18 protein-coding genes are annotated in these 18,563 nt (G+C 36.4%); 14 read left to right on the forward strand and 4 right to left on the reverse strand.

Annotated elements, in window-relative coordinates; translation table 11 throughout:
• Window positions 1–15 precede the first annotated feature (15 nt).
• Window positions 16–2,313 carry a GH92 family glycosyl hydrolase gene (locus tag DDF69_RS18105; RefSeq protein ID WP_114822015.1) on the forward strand — a complete coding sequence of 766 codons (2,298 nt, stop codon included), beginning with the start codon at window positions 16–18 and terminating at the stop codon, window positions 2,311–2,313.
• A 181-nt stretch (window positions 2,314–2,494) separates the two neighbouring features.
• Here DDF69_RS18105 and DDF69_RS18110 read toward each other — a convergent pair whose 3' ends face one another.
• The gene (locus tag DDF69_RS18110; RefSeq protein WP_114822016.1) at window positions 2,495–3,832 is read right to left on the reverse strand and encodes a dihydroorotase; all 1,338 of its coding nucleotides are present in this window, start codon (window positions 3,830–3,832) and stop codon (window positions 2,495–2,497) included.
• 101 nt (window positions 3,833–3,933) lie between these two features.
• Between DDF69_RS18110 and DDF69_RS18115 the strand changes: the two genes are divergently transcribed.
• The 8 genes from DDF69_RS18115 (at window position 3,934) to ribA (ending at window position 10,983) form a co-directional block, all read left to right on the forward strand.
• The gene (locus DDF69_RS18115; RefSeq protein ID WP_114822017.1) at window positions 3,934–5,361 is read left to right on the forward strand and encodes an oligosaccharide flippase family protein; all 1,428 of its coding nucleotides are present in this window, start codon (window positions 3,934–3,936) and stop codon (window positions 5,359–5,361) included.
• A gap of 153 nt (window positions 5,362–5,514) precedes the next feature.
• Window positions 5,515–6,531, forward strand: coding sequence for a sugar phosphate nucleotidyltransferase (locus DDF69_RS18120; protein WP_114822018.1), 1,017 nt, complete (start codon window positions 5,515–5,517; stop codon window positions 6,529–6,531).
• A gap of 103 nt (window positions 6,532–6,634) precedes the next feature.
• Window positions 6,635–7,480: a DUF4292 domain-containing protein gene (locus DDF69_RS18125; protein WP_114822019.1), complete on the forward strand. Its 846-nt coding sequence runs from the start codon at window positions 6,635–6,637 to the stop codon at window positions 7,478–7,480.
• Complete coding sequence (locus DDF69_RS18130; RefSeq protein ID WP_114822020.1) at window positions 7,477–9,039, forward strand: murein hydrolase activator EnvC family protein; 1,563 nt, start codon at window positions 7,477–7,479, stop codon at window positions 9,037–9,039. Before DDF69_RS18125 ends, DDF69_RS18130 begins: the two co-directional genes overlap by 4 nt.
• A 31-nt stretch (window positions 9,040–9,070) precedes the next feature.
• Complete coding sequence (locus DDF69_RS18135) at window positions 9,071–9,283, forward strand: twin-arginine translocase TatA/TatE family subunit (RefSeq protein ID WP_076596910.1); 213 nt, start codon at window positions 9,071–9,073, stop codon at window positions 9,281–9,283.
• Window positions 9,284–9,298: 15 nt separating this feature from the next.
• The gene (locus DDF69_RS18140; RefSeq protein ID WP_114822021.1) at window positions 9,299–9,913 is read left to right on the forward strand and encodes a DUF4254 domain-containing protein; all 615 of its coding nucleotides are present in this window, start codon (window positions 9,299–9,301) and stop codon (window positions 9,911–9,913) included.
• Complete coding sequence (locus DDF69_RS18145; RefSeq protein ID WP_114822022.1) at window positions 9,910–10,368, forward strand: hypothetical protein; 459 nt, start codon at window positions 9,910–9,912, stop codon at window positions 10,366–10,368. The genes DDF69_RS18140 and DDF69_RS18145 overlap by 4 nt, the downstream gene beginning before the upstream one ends.
• An 18-nt stretch (window positions 10,369–10,386) precedes the next feature.
• Complete coding sequence (ribA, locus tag DDF69_RS18150) at window positions 10,387–10,983, forward strand: GTP cyclohydrolase II (protein WP_034695719.1); 597 nt, start codon at window positions 10,387–10,389, stop codon at window positions 10,981–10,983.
• 237 nt (window positions 10,984–11,220) lie between these two features.
• On the opposite strand, the gene DDF69_RS18155 is transcribed toward ribA, so the two are convergent.
• Window positions 11,221–11,769, reverse strand: a complete 549-nt coding sequence (locus DDF69_RS18155) for a hypothetical protein (RefSeq protein ID WP_114822023.1) — start codon at window positions 11,767–11,769, stop codon at window positions 11,221–11,223.
• Window positions 11,770–11,884: 115 nt separating this feature from the next.
• On the opposite strand from DDF69_RS18155, the gene DDF69_RS18160 reads away from it, so the two are divergent.
• The 5 genes from DDF69_RS18160 (at window position 11,885) to DDF69_RS18180 (ending at window position 16,878) form a co-directional block, all read left to right on the forward strand.
• Complete coding sequence (locus tag DDF69_RS18160; RefSeq protein WP_114822024.1) at window positions 11,885–13,588, forward strand: glycoside hydrolase family 3 protein; 1,704 nt, start codon at window positions 11,885–11,887, stop codon at window positions 13,586–13,588.
• A gap of 26 nt (window positions 13,589–13,614) precedes the next feature.
• Entirely contained in the window at window positions 13,615–14,763 is a 1,149-nt protein-coding gene (gene bshA / locus DDF69_RS18165) for an N-acetyl-alpha-D-glucosaminyl L-malate synthase BshA (protein ID WP_079240311.1), read from the forward strand.
• A 27-nt stretch (window positions 14,764–14,790) separates the two neighbouring features.
• Window positions 14,791–16,047: a DUF2851 family protein gene (locus DDF69_RS18170; protein WP_114822025.1), complete on the forward strand. Its 1,257-nt coding sequence runs from the start codon at window positions 14,791–14,793 to the stop codon at window positions 16,045–16,047.
• 93 nt (window positions 16,048–16,140) lie between these two features.
• Complete coding sequence (locus DDF69_RS18175; protein ID WP_034695702.1) at window positions 16,141–16,362, forward strand: PspC family transcriptional regulator; 222 nt, start codon at window positions 16,141–16,143, stop codon at window positions 16,360–16,362.
• A 3-nt stretch (window positions 16,363–16,365) separates the two neighbouring features.
• The gene (locus DDF69_RS18180; protein WP_114822026.1) at window positions 16,366–16,878 is read left to right on the forward strand and encodes a GNAT family N-acetyltransferase; all 513 of its coding nucleotides are present in this window, start codon (window positions 16,366–16,368) and stop codon (window positions 16,876–16,878) included.
• A 53-nt stretch (window positions 16,879–16,931) separates the two neighbouring features.
• Here DDF69_RS18180 and DDF69_RS18185 read toward each other — a convergent pair whose 3' ends face one another.
• Both DDF69_RS18185 and DDF69_RS18190 read right to left on the reverse strand, forming a co-directional pair.
• On the reverse strand, window positions 16,932–17,666 hold the full coding sequence (locus tag DDF69_RS18185) for an SIMPL domain-containing protein (protein WP_114822027.1): 735 nt from the start codon (window positions 17,664–17,666) through the stop codon (window positions 16,932–16,934).
• Window positions 17,667–17,745: 79 nt separating this feature from the next.
• Window positions 17,746–18,558, reverse strand: coding sequence for a carboxypeptidase regulatory-like domain-containing protein (locus DDF69_RS18190; RefSeq protein WP_228412041.1), 813 nt, complete (start codon window positions 18,556–18,558; stop codon window positions 17,746–17,748).
• Between the last annotated feature and the right edge of the window lie 5 nt (window positions 18,559–18,563).

The raw sequence follows: 18,563 nt of genomic DNA on the forward strand, positions 1-18,563 counted from the left end.
GAAAATTGATCATTAATGAAAAATCACAGATCTACTGTTTTTCTATTTCTTTTATGTGTAAGTACACAGTTTAAGGCTCAAAAATTTGAAAAATTAATCCAATATGTCAACCCACTTATCGGAACCGAAAAGATGGGACATACGTATCCGGGAGCCACTGTTCCTTTTGGTGCCGTACAGCTAAGCCCTGAAACAGACTCCATCTCATATGAACTTAACGGAAAGTATAATGGTGAGGTGTATAAATACTGCGCCGGCTACCGTTATGAAGATAAAACCATTGTAGGTTTCAGCTCTACCCATTTCAGCGGAACAGGACATTCTGATCTGGGAGATTTTCTGGTGATGCCTACCGTAGGAAAACTTCAGTTAAATCCCGGAACAGCAGCTAATCCTGAAAGCGGCTACAGAAGCAGATTTTCACACCAGAACGAAACAGCAGAAGCCGGATATTACAAAGTAAAACTGGATGATCACAATATCCTTGCAGAACTGACGGCAACACCAAGAGTAGGAATTCACCGTTATACTTTCCCGAAATCTGACCAGTCTCATATTATTCTGGATCTGATGGCCGGTATTTATAATTATGACGGTAAAAATGTCTGGACATACGTTCGTGTAGAAAACGGAAATACCATCACAGGCTACCGGCAGACCAACGGCTGGGCAAGAACCAGGACGGTTTATTTCGCCATGAAGTTTTCAAAACCTTTTAAATCTTACGGCCAGCAAAATTTCGATGAAAAGCAAGTTTATAAAGGGTTTTGGCGAAAATTTGACCAAAATCAGAATTTCCCGGAAATCGCAGGCAAGAACCTGAAAATGTATTTTGATTTTGATACCAATGAAAATGAAGCTATTGAAGTAAAATTGGCCATTTCTCCGGTAAGCCAGGCCAATGCCCTGGAAAATCTGGAAAAAGAAGCAGGAAATATAACCTTCGATCAGGCTAAAATACAAGCCCAGGACAACTGGAATAAGGAATTAAATAAAATTGTTATAAAAGGCTCGGACACAGAAAAAACGAATTTCTATACAGCAATGTATCATACCTTCATTAATCCTACCACTTATATGGACGTTAATGGAGAATATAAAGGGTTGGATCAGAATGTTCACAAAGCGGATGGCTTTACCAATTATACAACGTTCTCTCTTTGGGATACTTACCGTACACTCCATCCATTTTTTAATATCATCCAGCCTAAACGAAATGGCGACATGGTAAAATCAATGATGGCTCATTACAATCAGTTTTCTATGAAAATGCTGCCGATCTGGTCACATTACGCCAATGACAACTGGTGTATGAGCGGTTATCACAGTGTAAGTGTAGTGGCTGATGCTATTATTAAAGGAAATTATACGGGTGATCCTGAAGAAGCTTTGAAAGCATGTATAGAAACAGCTAATAAAAGAAATTATGAAGGCATCGGACAATACATTGATCTTGGATATATTCCTGCCGAGAAAAATGGGACTTCAGTTTCCAATACATTAGAATATGCCTATGATGACTGGGCGATTGCTCAACTGGCAAAGTATTTAAACAAAACAGAAATTTATAATCAGTTTATCAAACGATCTGAAAACTGGAAAAATAATTTTGACAAAACCATCGGGTTTATGCGTCCACGTCTGGCAGATGGAAGCTTTAAGAAAGATTTTGATGTGCTAAGTACTCATGGACAAGGTTTTATTGAAGGTAACTCGTGGAACTACAGTTTCTTTGTTCCACAAAATCCTGATGAGCTGATCACGATGATGGGTGGAAAGAAGAAATTTGCATCCAAACTGGACGAACTGTTCACCATGCATTTACCTGATGAATTCTTTGCAGACACTGAAGATATTACGAGGGAAGGAATTATCGGTGGATATGTTCACGGAAATGAACCTGCTCACCATGTTGCTTATTTCTACAACTGGGCCGGACAGCCATGGAAAGCACAGGCACAAATCCGTCGTATTCTGGAAATGCAATACAAAGCAACACCGGACGGGCTGGGCGGAAATGATGATGCCGGGCAAATGAGTGCATGGTATATTTTAAGTTCATTAGGTTTTTATCCTGTAGCTCCCTGTTCTGAAGATTATGCTATCGGCAGCCCTGCGATTGATAACGCTGTATTGAATCTGGAAAACGGAAAAACTTTTGAAATCGAAGCGATCAATCAAAGTCCGAAAAATGTATATATACAGAAGGTTCTTTTGAATGGAAAAGAGATTAAAAACTTTACATTGAAGCATTCTGATATTATGAATGGCGGGAAACTTACTTTTTATATGGGGAGTAAAGCGAAGAAATAAATAATGAATAAATCTATTCTCGCAGATAATACGGATTGAGCAGATGATTGGGTAAAAAAATCTGCGTAATCTCCTACATCTGCGAGAACTAAGAATAAGTTTTGGCTGAAGCCAATGGAAGATATAAAATAAGAGAGCGGGCTAAAGCCCGCTCCTATTGATTTATCCTAATAATATTTTATTAATCTCTTGGTTCAAAAAGCAATCTTTCTCCGAATTTTCCCTCAGCAATTGTACCATTATCATAAACCAGATGTCCATTGACAAAAGTATGGGTAACTTTAGAGTGGAAATTCATTCCTTCCAGTGGACTCCAGCCACATTTGTATAGTAAATTGTCTTTGGAAACCGTCCAATCCTGATTTAAATCTACTAAAACAAGATCCGCTTTATACCCTTCTCTTACAAAACCTCTTTTTTCAACTTTGAAAAGGATTGCTGGATTATGAGCCATCTTTTCAACGATTTTCTCAAGCGATATTTTACCGTTCTTATAGTTTTCAAGCATCACCACCAGTGAATGCTGCACCAAAGGTGCTCCTGAAGGGCATTTTGTATATACATTATTTTTCTCTTCTGCAGTATGTGGCGCATGATCTGTAGCAATCACATCAATTCTGTCATCCAATAATGCTTCCCAAAGGGCATCTTTATCTTTCTGGGTTTTTACCGCCGGATTCCATTTGATAAGACCTCCTCTTGTTTCATAATCCTCATTGGTAAAAGTAAGGTGATGAACACAAACCTCAGCAGTAATTTTTTTATCTTTTAAGGGAATATCATTTCGGAAAAGTTCCATTTCCTTTGCTGTTGAAAGATGGAAAACGTGAAGTCTAGCTCCCGTTTTTTTGGCAAGTTCAATAGCTTTGGATGAAGACTTATAACATGCTTCTTCACTTCTGATCAGGTGATGGAATTTTACAGGTATATCATCCCCGTATTCATCCATATATTTCTGAGTATTGGCTCTGATGGTAGCTTCATCTTCACAGTGAACGGCAATCAGCATTTTGGTATTACTGAAAATATTCTCCAGTGTTTCCGGATTATCCACAAGCATATTTCCTGTAGATGAACCTAAAAACAACTTAATTCCGGGAACATTTCTAGGATTTGTTTTCAAAACTTCCTCCAGATTATCATTCGTTCCGCCCATCATAAAACCGTAGTTGGCATATGCCTTTTGAGAAGCAATCTCATATTTATCTGCCAGTAACTCCTGGGTAACTGCATTGGGAACAGTATTGGGCTGATCTATAAAACTGGTTATTCCACCAGCTATGGCAGATCTTGATTCGCTTTCAATGTCTCCTTTATGGGTAAGTCCCGGCTCACGGAAATGCACCTGGTCATCTATTACTCCGGGAAGAAGATACTTTCCTGAGCCATCTATAACCTGATCCGCATCTTCAGAAATACCTGCCGCTATTTTAGAAATCAAATCATTTTCTATCAGGATATCACTTTCAAAGACTTTTCCTTCGTTAACGATATTTACGTTTTTTATAAGAACTTTCATTTCAATTTATTTCGCTGTAAAATTAAGATTTTAAGTTTTAATTCACCCCAAAATCGCAAAACGAATGCTTAAAGTTTTACATTTGCAAAAAAAATTCGGCTTTGTACAAGAAACTATTAGGACAAACAATCATCTACGGAGTAGGAGCAATAGCGCCAAGAATCATTCTATTTATCCTTAATCCACTTTTGATCTATAAGATTCCCAATGAAGGTTTTGCGATTTTCACCCAGCTTTATGCGTGGATCTCATTTGTGAACATTATCCTTTCTTTTGGTTTTGAAACAGCATATTTCAGATTTTCAGCCGAAGAGGATAATGAGAAAAAAACCTTCAATACCTCATTCTGGTTTTTATTTTCTACGTCCACTCTTTTCCTTGCATTGTGCTATTTGTTCAATCAACCGATTGCTGATTATGCAGGATACCACGATAACCCTGAATACATCAGATGGTTTGCCCTGATTGCCTTTTTTGATAATCTGTTGGTGATTCCTTTTGCATGGCTGCGTTTCCATAATAAACCCATTAAATATTCTGCTGTAAGAATTGTTCAGTCTATATTTCAGGCTGTTTTTACCGCAGCTTTATTCTTTTGGATTCCGGCAGGTATATCAAAAAGCATGGGATTAGACCAAAATGTTGACTATCCTTTCTTTAGTAACCTGGCAGGAAGTGCGCTGGGCTTCTTATTATTATTTCCTATCATATTAAAGGTAAGATTCCAGTTTGTAACCTCTTTGTTTAAGCGCATGATCAAATATTCCTTTCCGCTGATGCTGGCAGGTTTTGCTTTTATGATTAATGAAAATTTTGATAAGTCTATCCAGAGAAATCATATTTCAGATGAAGAAGCCGGAGCTTATGGAGGATGCTATAAACTTGCTGTACTGATGACATTATTTGTTACCGCTTACAGAATGGGTATTGAACCTTTCTTCTTTAAACAAATGGATAAAGGAGATGCGAAAAAAACTTACGCCAAAGTTGCAGAATATTTTGCCTTTTTCGCCTGTGCTGTAGCATTGGGAATCATTGCGAATATATCATGGCTGAAAACAGTTTTTATTCCTAATAAGTCTTATTGGATCGCTATAGATATTATTCCGATTATTGTTATTGCCAATCTTTGCTTTGGAATATACTATAACTTTTCAACATGGTATAAGGTAACAGACAGAACCAGTATGGGAACTGTCATTTCATGGCTCGGAGCAGGAATTAATATAGGACTTAATCTCCTTGCTTTAAATTACTATCACAGCATGATAGGATCTGCATGGGCTACTTTTGGTGCTTACGTTGTTATGATGATCGTTTCCTATCTCTTAGGTCAAAAATATTATCCTATTCCCTACAGAATGAAGAAAATGTCTTTCTTTCTATTGCTGCTTGGTATCTTCAGTTTCATCATTGTAAAGTTTCTCAATTATAATATTATTACCAGTAATTTACTCTTTTTGATCTTTACAGGAATTTTGATTTATTCTGAAAAAAACCTGATTTTATCAAGAATCAGGAAGAATTAAACTTTGGTCTTTATTTTGCTTGTACACCAACCTATTGTTAATTTAAACAATTATTTAAAAAGATATAAATCATACTTTTCCAAAGGTTTTAATTATTATCTTTAACCTAAATATCAAAAACAACTAACAAAACATCTTTTATACATATAATTTATGAAAATTATTGTGCCTATGGCTGGACGTGGTTCCAGATTACGTCCACATACACTGACAGTTCCAAAACCTCTTATTCCTATTGCTGGAAAACCGATCGTTCAGAGATTGGTAGAGGATATTGCTAAAGTTGCAGGAGAAAATATTGAAGAGGTAGCTTTTATCATCGGAGATTTTGGCCCTGAGATCGAAAGATCCCTTATTCAGATTGCTGAAAAGCTGGGAGCAAAAGGAAGCATATATTATCAAAACGATCCTCTTGGAACCGCTCATGCCATTAAATGTGCGGAACAGTCTATGCAGGGTGATATCGTTATTGCTTTTGCAGACACTCTTTTCCGTGCAGACTTCCAGTTGGACAAAAATTCTGACGGAGTAATCTGGGTGAAAAGTGTTGAAGATCCATCGGCTTTCGGGGTTGTAAAACTGGATAATTACGGTTTCATTACCGACTTTGTTGAAAAGCCAACAACGTACGTTTCGGATCTTGCCATTATTGGTATTTATTATTTCAACAGCGCTGAAAAGCTGATGGAAGAAATCAATTATATCATGGATAATGATATTAAAAATGGTGGTGAATATCAATTGACAACAGCTCTTGAAAACCTTAGAGCTAAAGGAGCGAAATTTACCCTTGGAAAAGTAAACGACTGGATGGATTGCGGTAACAAAAATGCTACAGTAGAAACCAACAGCAAAATCCTTGAATATGAAAAAGAGGAAATGAAGAATTATCCGGCTTCGGCTGTGATTGAAAACTCTCTGATTATTCAACCTTGCTTTATTGGAGAAAATGTGAAAATATCCAATTCAAAAGTAGGCCCTGGAGTTTCATTAGGAAACAACACAACTGTTGTAAACTCTAATATCGAAAACTCTCTTATTCAGGAAAATACAAGAATCAACCATGGAAATCTTTCCAATTCTATGATCGGTAATTCTGCACAGTATTTCGGAGTTGCCAGAGAAATTTCTTTAGGAGATTATTCCGTTTTAGATTTTTTATCTAAATAAGAATAGAAAATATTTATATAAACATCATATCATCAAGCCACACAAAAGATTTTGTGTGGTTTGGCGTTAATATTGCAACGTATTTTTAATTAAAGATAAATACATGAAAAACTGGATCCCTTTTCTTTTACTGATTCTTGCCCTATCATCCTGTAAGACCCGTAACACTGCTCAAAGTGGTACAGATCAGACCCGTGACAGCATTAATACTACAAAAGATGAAGGAAGCCCAAAAGATGTCAATGAACCGGTGCGGGATAAGCTCACTTTTTACGAACATGTATTGATCCCACCAAAATTTGATCAAATCAAAATAGACAGCAAAGTAAGGGTAGAGACCGGAAGCTATGTTCCTACACTGGATGCAACCATTTATATTGAAAATGATAAAAAGGTGTGGATGAATCTCAGAGCCTTGTTCATCAATGCAGCAAGAGGTATTGCTACACCGGAAGGGATAAAAGGACAGGATAAAATCAATAAAACCTATATAGATTCCGACTTTGATTATCTTAATAATATGCTGAATGTTAATTTCATTGATTATAAATCATTGGAAAAAATATTGCTGGGAAGAACTTTCGTAAAAATTAACGACAGACAGTTTGACCTGACACAAAATGCACAGGGATTTAAAATGATTTCCAATACCAACCAGAAAATAGTAACGGATGAAAAAAACAGAGAGTATAAAGTGGCTCTCCAGTATGATACAAATTACGATTTACTCGCTGTCAATTTAAAAGATATTCTATCGTCAGACGAACTGGAGGTTTCTTACAGTGACTGGAATGAATACGAAGGAATTCGCCTTCCAAAAAATGTTAAAATAATTATAAAAGGCTCAAAATCTAGTCAGATTTTACTGGAAAATACGAAATTTGACTTTTCGAGGATGGAAACACCTTATTCTGTACCATCCAGTTATAAGAAAATTGAGATTAAATGATTAGAAAATTTAGCTTTTTAATAGGTGTTTTGATGTTCGGACTGCACCATGGACAGCAGACCAAAGAACAGCTGCAAAAGCAGAATGCCGAACTTAAAAAACAAATTGCACAAATAAATACCGATTTAGCCAAAACCAGAAGTGAATCTAAACTTTCCGTAGCCTATCTCTCTAATGTCAACCAAAAATTGGTTTTAAGAGAAAAGGTTTATAATAATACGCAGAAAGAAAAAAGATTCATTGAAGATGATATCTATTTACGTCAGCTGGAAATCAACCGTCAGAATAAAGAACTGGCTGTTTTAAGAAAAAACTATGCTGAAGTTTTGGTGAATGCTTATAAAAACAAAGGAGTACAGAACAAAGTAACGTTTATACTTTCTGCTAAAAATTTAGGAGAAGCCATACGAAGAGTTCAATATCTGAAGCAATACTCGGACTACCAGGATAAAAAAGCAGCTGAAATCACAGATGCCGCTAATCTCATCAAAAAAACCATCGCTCAGAAACAAAACTCTGTAAAAGCGAAGGAAACTCTATTGGTTAACCAACAAAAAGACCTGGCAACCATCAATGCCGAGAGAGCTCAAAAGGAGCAATTGGTTGCTGATTTCAAGAAAAACGAATCTAAACTGACCGCTGAACTTAAGCAAAAACAAGTTCAGTCTAAAGCATTGGAAGGACAGATCAGAGCTATTATTGCAGAAGAAATAAGAATTGCCAAAGCAGAAGAAGAAGCCAGAAAGAAAGCGGAAGCAGAAAAAATACGTTTGGCAAAACTAGCTGCTGAAAGAGAAAAAGCAAGAATTGAAGCGGAAGCCAAGGCAAGAGCAGAGGCCCTTGAAAGGGAAAGAAGACTTGCAGAAGCAGAAGCCAAAAGAGCAGCAGATCTTGCAGCAAAAAGAGCGGAAGAAGAAAGAAAACGTAATGAAGAAGCAGCAAAAGCAGAAGCCAATGCCAGAGATGAAGCCAGAAGAGTAGCCGCTAAAAAAGCTTCGGATGAGGCCAATGCAAGAGCTAAAGAAGCCGCTGATAAATTGGCGGCGGCAAGAGCAGCAGAAGCAGCTCTTACAAAAAGAAAAGAAGAGGAGAAAAAGGCAGCAGAGACCAAAGCCATGACAAGCTACGGAGTTTCCACCGCTACAGGAAGCAGTTTTGCAGATAACAGAGGAAGACTTGGTTATCCTGCAGACAGAGCCGGACAAATCACTCACCGTTTCGGAAGACAGCCACACCCTGTTTTCAAAAATATTACTGAAGAAAATAACGGGATTAAAATTTCCGTTCCTTCAGGTACACGCGCAAAATCAGTGTTCCCGGGATCAGTATCTTCAGTTCTCGCCAACAATGACGGAACAAAGACTGTGATCATCAAACACGGAAGTTATTTTACCATTTATTCCAACTTAGGAAATGTAAGCGTTTCCAAAGGACAGCAGGTTTCATCAGGAACTCCGGTAGGTACAATAGCTCAGGATTTTGATGGCGCTTATACCCTTGATTTCCAAGTATGGAACGGAAGTACACCAGTTGATCCATTAGGTTGGATTTCATATTAAAAAAAGTGTAACTTTGCAAAAATTTTAAGAGATGAATACACTAACAATACTTGCCTTATCTTGGCAGCACATCCTTATCGTAGCAATACTTTTGGTATTACTTTTTGGAGGAAAGAAAATTCCGGAATTAATGAGAGGAGTAGGTTCAGGAATCAAGGAATTTAAAGATGCAGTAAAAGAAGAAGATAAACCTGGTTCTGAAAATAAATCGGCATCCAACAATAACAATTCTTCCAGCAACTAAAATTCCGCAGAATTAATGAAATTTACCGAGACTGCATGGAAAGTCTTCAATCAAGCTATTGAAGACTATCACGTGTCTGATGACGTTAACACTCTAATTAATAACCCGTTCGAAAAAGATAGTTTGGAACGGATTTTGTATGCAAAGAACTGGATTGATACCGTTCAATGGCATTTGGAAGATATAATTAGAGATGAAAATATTGATCCGGCAGACGCTCTTCAACTGAAGAGAACAATAGACGCCTCCAATCAGAAAAGAACTGATCTGGTAGAATATATTGACAGCTGGTTTCTTAATAAGTTTGAAAATATAACTCCTAAACCTGAAGCAAAAATAAATACAGAAACTCCCGCTTGGGCAGTAGACAGGCTATCAATTCTTGCATTAAAGGTTTATCATATGTCGTTAGAAGCTAATAGAGAATCGGCTTCTGAAGAACACAGAAACAACTGCCAGGCTAAACTGGATGTTCTGCTTACTCAGAAAGAAGACCTATCAACTTCTATAGATCAGTTGCTTACTGATATTGAAAACGGTAACGTTAAGATGAAAGTGTACAAACAAATGAAAATGTACAACGATGAAAGTCTTAACCCAATCCTTTATCAAAAAGGGCAACAAAAATGAAACGACTATTTTTCTTTGGAGTACTTATCATATTAACATCTTCCTGCGCATCGGAGAAGCTCAATCTTTCTCCGTTGTCAAATAATTTTTACAGTGATGCTAAAGGGTCTGATTCAGACAGAAGCTCTAAGAAGAATTTTAATATCAATATCAAACAGAATGTAAATGCTTCTGAAATTTCAAACATGATCTCTACTTTTCCCAAGTTTAAAAACAATGGATTAAATGACGAGATCACCAGCTTGAAATACAGTCTTCAGAATTATTTATATGCTATTGATGCCAGCAATTCTGCAGGAAAAGGCAGAGCCCTTAAAAGCTTCGAAAAATCATACAAAAAAATTCAAAAGCTAAGGCAAAATCTTGACAGAGACGACGATGAAGTGCTGAACAGATATCTGGTGCGTTTAAAAACCAATATTTCTGTTATTGAAGATACTTTGCCAGGAAGTTAAAAACTAATTGAACTATCAATGATTAAAATTCAGGCGGAAGCCAATGTTCCCACAGAGCACGGCACTTTCCGAATGATCGCTTTCTCCGAAAACGAAAACGACTGGATGCCGCATATGGCCATTGTTGCTGAAAATACAGATTTTTCAAAACCGGTCAATGTTCGTTTCCATTCAGAATGTATTACCGGAGAAGTTTTCCATTCAAAAAAATGTGAATGCGGCCAACAATTGGATGCTGCAATGAAATATATCCATGAAAACGGTGGGATTATCATCTACCTTCGCCAGGAAGGAAGGAACATCGGGATCATCAATAAACTGAAGGCATACTCCCTGCAGGAAAAAGGTCTGGACACTGTACAGGCTAATCTTGAACTGGGACTTCCTGCGGACGACAGAAACTTTGGCGTAGCCATTGAAATCCTGAATCTATTGGATGTAAAAGATATCAACCTTCTCACCAATAATCCTGAAAAGGTAAAATATGTTGTAGACAGCAATATTCACCTTAATTCAAGAGTACCGCTACAGATTCCTGCCAATGAAATAAGCAAAGGTTATCTGCAGACAAAAAAAGACTTTTTTGGACATCTTCTGGATGACAATGATAACTAAATAAAAGAAAAGCCTCAGAAATTTCTGAGGCTTTTTATTGACCTTTTCGGGCTCATACAAACCACAAATTACCTTCTGAATATCTGGTTCGGGAAGAGATTATATTGAGTCAAAAAACACTTCATAAAACGCTTAATTTCTCAATATCTTCCTTACCTTTAATAATAAATCAAAAGCCCCGGAAGATATTCTCCCGGGACTTTTTTAATTATAAAAAACTGAAAAGATATTTCTAAATTATTTAGTCTTGATTTTAGACTCGTCGATATTATAATATTTGATTACACTCTTATAATCATTATAATCTACACCAGTACCTTTAGCCATTTTTGCACCACCTGTTCCTGTTCCGTTTGCAGGAAGAATAAGAACTCTGAATTTTTTATTCTGATAGTATGATGGGTTAGCTGTTAAGCTGAATGTATTGCTGGAATTAATATTAATGGTAGCAGCATATTTACTGAATTCATAAATATAATCTACAGCATCATTATTGGCATTCCCTACATAATAAGTATATGGTAAAAGCTTCCATACTGGAGAATCTCCATCCATTCCAATCTGCATATAGATAAGCACCATATCAGATTGTATCAATGGCTTGTTAAAATCATCACTCCATCTGTAAAGATTGTCATTAACTCTTGTAAAAGTAGGAGATATATCAAATGATTGGTTTATGGTATCGTAATCTGTTCCCTGTACTACAGTATCATCACTATTATCACAGCTATAAGCAGTAAAACCTACAGCCCCCAGGAATAAGAAAAGAAGTATTTTTTTCATTTTTAGTAAAGTTTAGTTATTATTTATATTGCGTATTCAAATCATATACCAAAAATTTCAAAAACTTTGTTTTCCTCACTTTTTTAATTGTATTTTTGTTCTTATTCAAAAAGTCATGAAGAAATTATTATACACTTCACTCTTTATTGCTGCATTGATAAGCCCTAAGGTGAAAGCCCAGTATCAGCCAAAAAATGCTACTAAGGAAGAGGTAAAAAAAGCTCAGGAATGGGTTGATAAAACCTATAAAAATCTTTCTCAGGATGAAAAACTAGGACAGCTTTTTATTGTGGCATTGTATACCAACAGAGGAGAAGAGTATATCAGCGAGATAAGAAATATCGTTACGAATGATAAAATAGGCGGTCTGATTTTAATGCAGGATGATGCAGCTAGGGAAATAAACCTGGTGAATGAATTTCAGCAAAAGTCTAAAGTTCCTTTGATGATCGGTATGGACGCAGAATGGGGAATATACCAGAGAATTGCCACCGCTCACAAATTTCCATGGGCCATGACATTAGGTGCTATTCAGGATAAAAATCTTGTGTATCAGATGGCTGCAAAAATTGCAGAGGATTGCAAAAGAATGGGAATCAACTGGGATTTTGCCCCTGTAGTGGATGTCAATACCAACCCTGATAATCCGATTATCGGGAACAGAAGCTTCGGCTCTGAAGTGAATAATGTAATCACCTCTGCCCTATCCTACTCCAATGGTCTTCAGGATAATAATATCTTAGCTGCGATTAAACACTTCCCGGGTCACGGAGATACCAGCACAGATTCTCACCTTGATCTCCCTGTAGTTTCTCACAATATTGACAGACTTAACACCGTGGAACTGGCACCATTTAAGGCATTAATGAATAAAGGAATCGGAGGGATAATGGTTGCCCACCTATATGTTCCAAGCTTAGAATCAGAAAAAGGAATTCCCGCTTCTGTTTCTAAAAATATTATTACAGGATTACTGAAAGATAAGCTGGGTTACAAAGGTTTAATCATCACTGATGCATTAAATATGGGCGCTGTAGCCAATAAATACCAACCTGGTGAACTGGATGCAATGGCCTTTAAAGCAGGAAATGATATCATGCTTTTCTCACAAGGTGTTTCTGAAGGTAAAAAACTGATTCAGAAAGCAATTGATAAAGGAGAAATTTCTCAATCCAGAGTAGAGGAAAGTGTGAAAAAAATCCTTTTAACCAAATATTTCCTTGGATTAACTCAATATACTCCTAAAAATCCTGAAAATATCAATACTGACTTGAATAATAATTCTCATACCCAATTGGTACAGAATCTTTATTCCAATGCACTGACTTTATTAAAAGACGAAAAGAAATTACTGCCTCTTACAGGAAAACAGATTTATTATGTTCCTCTTGAAGAAGCTCCTTACCAGACTTTCGCCAACAGATTGGGAAATAATATTATCATTAAAAAAGCTGGGGAAATTAAAACTATTCCGGCAGGATCTACAGTTATCGTAGGTTTCCATAAAGATAATTCTACGGCTTATAAACCTTATAAAATTTCAGCAGAATCTAAAAGAGTACTTTCTGATCTTACCAAAAATCAAAATGTCATTCTGAATGTATTCGGAAGTGCTTATGCCTTAAAGGATATTGACATCTCAAAAGTTTCAACCGTTCTCGTTTCGTATGAAAACAATGATGATTCTATGAATGCAACTGCGGATGCTTTCAACGGAAAAACAAAAATATGGGGAAAACTTCCGGTACTGGTTAATGATCAGTTGAAACCAGGAATGGGTATAGATCTTCCTATGACAACCTCAACAAAAACCAAATAATACAAAATTAAAACAACAATAATCTAATGAAAATAGGCATACTTTGCTATCCCACCTATGGAGGAAGCGGAATTGTAGCAACAGAATTAGGAATGTCCCTTGCCAATAAAGGATATGAAGTACATTTCATCAGTTCTGCACTTCCTGCAAGATTAGATATCACCAACCCGAATATTTTCTTTCACAGGGTAAATGTTCAGACGTATCCTCTTTTCCAGTATCAGCCTTATGATATTGCGTTAAGCTCTATGATTTACAGGGTTGTCAATCTTTACAAACTGGATCTTCTTCATGCACATTATGCCATTCCTTATGCATATGCTGCTTTTACGGCAAAACAAATGTTGAAGGAAGACAATAATGATATTCCGTTGGTCACTACGCTGCATGGCACAGATATTACCCTTGTAGGGCAGCACCCAAGTTATAAACACGCAGTAGAATTTTCGATCAATCAGTCTGATGCGATTACTTCAGTTTCTGAAAGTCTGAAAAAAGATACCCTTCAGTTTTTCAATATCAAAAAAGAAATTCAGGTGATTACCAACTTTATTGATAATTCTGAATTTGATGACTGCTCTGAGTGCCAGAGAACACAGTTTGCCAATCCTGATGAAAAAATTCTGATCCACGTATCCAACCTTCGTCCTGTAAAACGTGTAGACGAAGTGCTGCAGATCTTCAAAAATGTGGAAAGAAAAGTTAAATCCAAGCTGATCATCATTGGTGAAGGTCCTGATATGGAAAAAGTAAATCAGTTTCTGGAAGAAAACCCGGAACTTATCTCAAAAATCCGCCTTTTAGGAAAGGTGAATGATCTCTATAAAATCTTGCAGCTTTCAGATGTATTTCTTCTGCCTTCTGAACAGGAAAGTTTCGGTCTTGCAGCTTTGGAGGCTATGGCAGCTTATACGCCGGTCATCAGTTCCAATGCTGGAGGAATTCCTGAGGTGAATATTCAGGGAGAAACAGGATATTTGGCTGAAATTGGAAATGTGGAAGCCATGAGCAACTACACCATCAAGCTGTTGAGTAATGATGAACTTTTAGCCAAAATGAAGCAAAATGCGAAAGATCAGGCGATAAAATTCGATTTGAAAAACATTCTTCCTATCTATGAGAAAATGTATAGAACAACCATAGAAAATTTTAATAAGGAGCTGACGAAAGTATAATATTTCTATTATATTTACGTCACACTTATGACGGAAAAACTACTTCAATATCTTTGGAACTATAAGATTTTCAAACATTTTGACTTCAAGGATATTGAAGGAAATTCCGTTGAGATCATCCATTTCGGAAAATGGAATAAAAATGCAGGCCCTGATTTTCTTGATGCTAAAATCAAAATCAACGGCCTAGTTCTCGCAGGAAATATAGAACTGCACGTACGCTCTTCAGACTGGATCTTCCACAATCATTCCCCAGATCCCAATTACCACAATATCATTCTTCATGTGGTATTTCAGCACGACATAGAAATTCGTGAACTTACAGAAAAGCAGGTTCCAACATTGGAACTGCATAATTATATTGATGAAAATATCGTATGGAAATATGATAAACTTATTAATGGAGATGAATTTATTGCCTGCGAAAAGATTTTTGATCCGAAAAAAATACCCGTCAATTTTCATGAAGAGAGTATCCTGAAAAAACTGGATGAAAAATCTTCAGAGCTTGAACTGAACTTACATCTGTACAAGAATAACTTTGAAGCAGTGCTGTTTCACAGTTTTGCCTACTCATTTGGTTTAAAAGTAAATGCTTCAATTTTCCGGCAGATTGCAGAAAGTATAGATTACAGTATTGTCAATAAAATCCGTCAGAATCCTCTTCAGCTTGAAGCTTTATTATTCGGAATTTCAGGATGGCTTGAAAAACCACAGGACGGGCAGATGACAATATGGAAAAGAGAATTTGATTTCATTAAAGCTAAATTTTCCATTTCTGATTTAAAATTTCATCCTAAGTTTTTAAGATTAAGACCTCCCAATTTTCCAACCATCCGATTGTCTCAGCTAGCAGACCTTTACCGACATCAGAATTTGTTCTCAAAAATTATGGAAGCGAGAAGTGCAGAACAACTCTACACTATTTTCAAATCTATAAAAGCCTCTGAGTATTGGGATTTTCATTTTAATTTCGGAAGTATTTCCAAAATGCAGCCTAAAACATTGAGTAAAGATTTTGTAGATCTTCTCATTGTAAACACAGTAATTCCTTTACAATATGCTTATTACAGATACCATCAGGAAGATATTGCAGACGACATTATTGAGCTTTACATGACTGTTGCCGCAGAGAAAAACTCTATCATTACAAGCTGGAAAAAACTTGGATTACAGGTTACCAATGCCTTGGAAAGTCAAAGTCTTATTTATCATCATAAAACCTTTTGTGAGCCGAAAAACTGTTTATCCTGCGCTATCGGATTCAAACTTTTAAAAGAATAACGGGATCTGAACCGGTTATATCATTCAAAAAACTTTGTCAAAAAAATTCCTTAACTTTGAGTATTAGATTAACTCTTAAATAACAATCTGGAAATGCTGAGTAATATCCGTCATAAAATGGAAAGAGAATGGTTTGGTGTACTGACAAGAACAGGTGCCAAGCTGGGAATTCCTGTTTCTAAATTGAGAATTTTCTTCATCTACTCTACTTTTGCAACGGCTGGATTTTTCTTTCTGATCTACTTAGGATTGGCATTTACCCTTTGGATTAAAGATATTTTCATCACCAGAAGACCGAGTGTCTTTGATTTATAAATTATGGAATTTTTACCGATTACTTCTGCAGAAGATCATAGGGTTCAGGAAATCTATGCTTCATACACCACAACTTTTCCTGTAGACGAGCAAAGAGATAAAGATAAGTTTGAAAGTTTATTTTCAAATCCTTATGTAGAATTCATGTCTGTTATCCACGAATCGGAAGCTATTGGCTACCTCATCCTCTGGAAACTGAGTTCTTTTGTTTTTGTAGAGCATTTTGAAGTGTTTGAAGCATTCAGAAGTAAAAAATTAGGTTCTCATATCATGAATCATTTATCGGACAATTATCCACAGATTATCCTCGAAATTGAGCCTGCAGAGTTGAGTGAAGATGCTGCAAGACGTTATTCTTTTTATCAGAGAAATAATTTCAGCCTGATTGATACCACTCATGTACAGCCTAGCTATGGTGAAGGAAAAAAATCCTTGAACTTATGGCTGCTTGCTAACTACACTCCTGAAAATATAGAGGAAGCTAAAAAAGAAATTCATAAAATTATTTATGCTTAAAATATAAAACGCCGGGAAGCTATTCCGGCGTTTTTATTTTACTGATATTTATATTAATTTACTTCATACTCCAGTTTGATAGTAATACTGGCTTCTTTTTCTTTGGATGAAGTATTGAAAGTTCCACCGTAAGAGTAATCTTCATTGGAATTGGGTGCCGTAATCTGAATCACTCCCATCGTTGCCTTTTTCAGATTTCCCAGACTGCTTCCCGAGTTTTCAGCAATTTTCTCAGCACGTTCTTTTGCATCTTTTGTGGCGCTGGCAATCATTTCCTGTTTCACTGTAGCCAGTTTGGTGTAGAAATAGGCTGGTGAAGAAGAAGTGAATTCAATTCCCCTGTTGATAATTTCGGTAATATTTCTGGAAAGGTTTTCTATTTTTCCCACTTCTTTACTTTCAATAGAAACCTTTTGGGTAAGATTGTAACCAGAGAATTCCCCCTGAACATAGTTTCCGTTTGAATCATTATAGCTTCTGAACTGTTTCTGAATATCTACCGAAGAAAATACGATCTCTTTCTGTTGTATTCCTTTTGAAAGCAGATAGTCATTGATTACTTTTCTATCCATTGCCAGTTCATCATAGGCTGATTTCAGGTCTACATTATTTTTGGAAAAACTTCCGGACCAGGTGATCAGATCTGATGTAAACTGTTTTGTTCCTAATCCTGTTACGGAAATGGTATTTTCAGATTTATTTCTGTTTTTAATAGCATTTCCTAAAAAGCCAAGACCAATGATAAATCCCAGTGCTGCAATAGCTACTGCAAAAATGTTTTTATTCATAAAATTTGTGAATTTGGATTGTTACATTATATGGTATCAATTTCTATTCCAATATTTTAAGATTTTATTAACATTTGAATTACTTTTGATTCTCCTTTAGTCTTTCCATAAAAAGTGGTACGGTTTCTTCCAGCCTCAGCATGACACCGGAAAGATTTCTTGCTTTTACATAAGTTCGTACCTGAGGTTTTGCCAGAAATGAAAACTGAATAAATTCTGAAATTCTGTCACCAGGAATTCCGGCTTTGATAAAATATTCATCGTCTATTCTATCCCGAACCCAGGCAATATGTTCCTGAAGATCATCATACCTGTATTGTCTTTTCTGTCTTCTGGCTTTCCCGCTAATCAGATCATATACGCCCTGAACATTGAGGTTTCCTAAAAGTATTGGTAAAAGAACACTTTTCACTTCTGCCGGCTTCTCTCTCATTTTTCCTACCGGCTGCGGAAGGCCAACGGCATCTCTTACCTGCTCTCCTTTATCTACTTTGGCTACAATCCGGGAATCTGTTTCCAGATCTCCGGTGAGTTTTTTTACAATTTTTACTTCACCCACATCTCTCGGAATCTGGTGAAGTGTAATAAACAGAGGTAAGTTATTCCCATTGCTAAGAACCCTTCTGGAGACTCTGTTGAAATCTTCTTTTACAAATCTTAATTCATCGTTGGGATTGGCATCAATAGAAAATACACCTTCAGAATCGGAATATACTTTCTTATCAGTAGACATATTAATCACGATCACTTTAGTCAGATTTTCGCCATTGTCATCCACTATTCGTCCCGTTACTTTCTGCTGGGACATAACAAAAGTACTGCAAAGCAGCAGCAGGAAAAGAAAAGTATTTCTTTGCTTTAATGTTTCAATATTTTCAGTGATATAAGCCAACTTTT

Origin of the sequence: Chryseobacterium sp. KLBC 52, assembly GCF_003347605.1 — a bacterium.
In the GTDB taxonomy this organism is placed as follows: Bacteria; Bacteroidota; Bacteroidia; order Flavobacteriales; family Weeksellaceae; genus Chryseobacterium.

Bases quoted from the DNA above. Each gene is read 5' to 3' on its own strand.
- DDF69_RS18155 (WP_114822023.1), bottom strand. From the start codon at position 11,769: ATGAAAAAAATACTTCTTTTCTTATTCCTGGGGGCTGTAGGTTTTACT.
- DDF69_RS18145 (WP_114822022.1), top strand. From the start codon at position 9,910: ATGAAACGACTATTTTTCTTTGGAGTACTTATCATATTAACATCTTCC.
- DDF69_RS18180 (WP_114822026.1), top strand. From the start codon at position 16,366: ATGGAATTTTTACCGATTACTTCTGCAGAAGATCATAGGGTTCAGGAA.
- DDF69_RS18175 (WP_034695702.1), top strand. From the start codon at position 16,141: ATGCTGAGTAATATCCGTCATAAAATGGAAAGAGAATGGTTTGGTGTA.
- DDF69_RS18140 (WP_114822021.1), top strand. From the start codon at position 9,299: ATGAAATTTACCGAGACTGCATGGAAAGTCTTCAATCAAGCTATTGAA.
- DDF69_RS18120 (WP_114822018.1), top strand. From the start codon at position 5,515: ATGAAAATTATTGTGCCTATGGCTGGACGTGGTTCCAGATTACGTCCA.
- DDF69_RS18110 (WP_114822016.1), bottom strand. From the start codon at position 3,832: ATGAAAGTTCTTATAAAAAACGTAAATATCGTTAACGAAGGAAAAGTC.
- DDF69_RS18105 (WP_114822015.1), top strand. From the start codon at position 16: ATGAAAAATCACAGATCTACTGTTTTTCTATTTCTTTTATGTGTAAGT.
- DDF69_RS18185 (WP_114822027.1), bottom strand. From the start codon at position 17,666: ATGAATAAAAACATTTTTGCAGTAGCTATTGCAGCACTGGGATTTATC.
- DDF69_RS18135 (WP_076596910.1), top strand. From the start codon at position 9,071: ATGAATACACTAACAATACTTGCCTTATCTTGGCAGCACATCCTTATC.
- ribA (WP_034695719.1), top strand. From the start codon at position 10,387: ATGATTAAAATTCAGGCGGAAGCCAATGTTCCCACAGAGCACGGCACT.
- DDF69_RS18125 (WP_114822019.1), top strand. From the start codon at position 6,635: ATGAAAAACTGGATCCCTTTTCTTTTACTGATTCTTGCCCTATCATCC.
- DDF69_RS18170 (WP_114822025.1), top strand. From the start codon at position 14,791: ATGACGGAAAAACTACTTCAATATCTTTGGAACTATAAGATTTTCAAA.
- bshA (WP_079240311.1), top strand. From the start codon at position 13,615: ATGAAAATAGGCATACTTTGCTATCCCACCTATGGAGGAAGCGGAATT.
- DDF69_RS18130 (WP_114822020.1), top strand. From the start codon at position 7,477: ATGATTAGAAAATTTAGCTTTTTAATAGGTGTTTTGATGTTCGGACTG.
- DDF69_RS18160 (WP_114822024.1), top strand. From the start codon at position 11,885: ATGAAGAAATTATTATACACTTCACTCTTTATTGCTGCATTGATAAGC.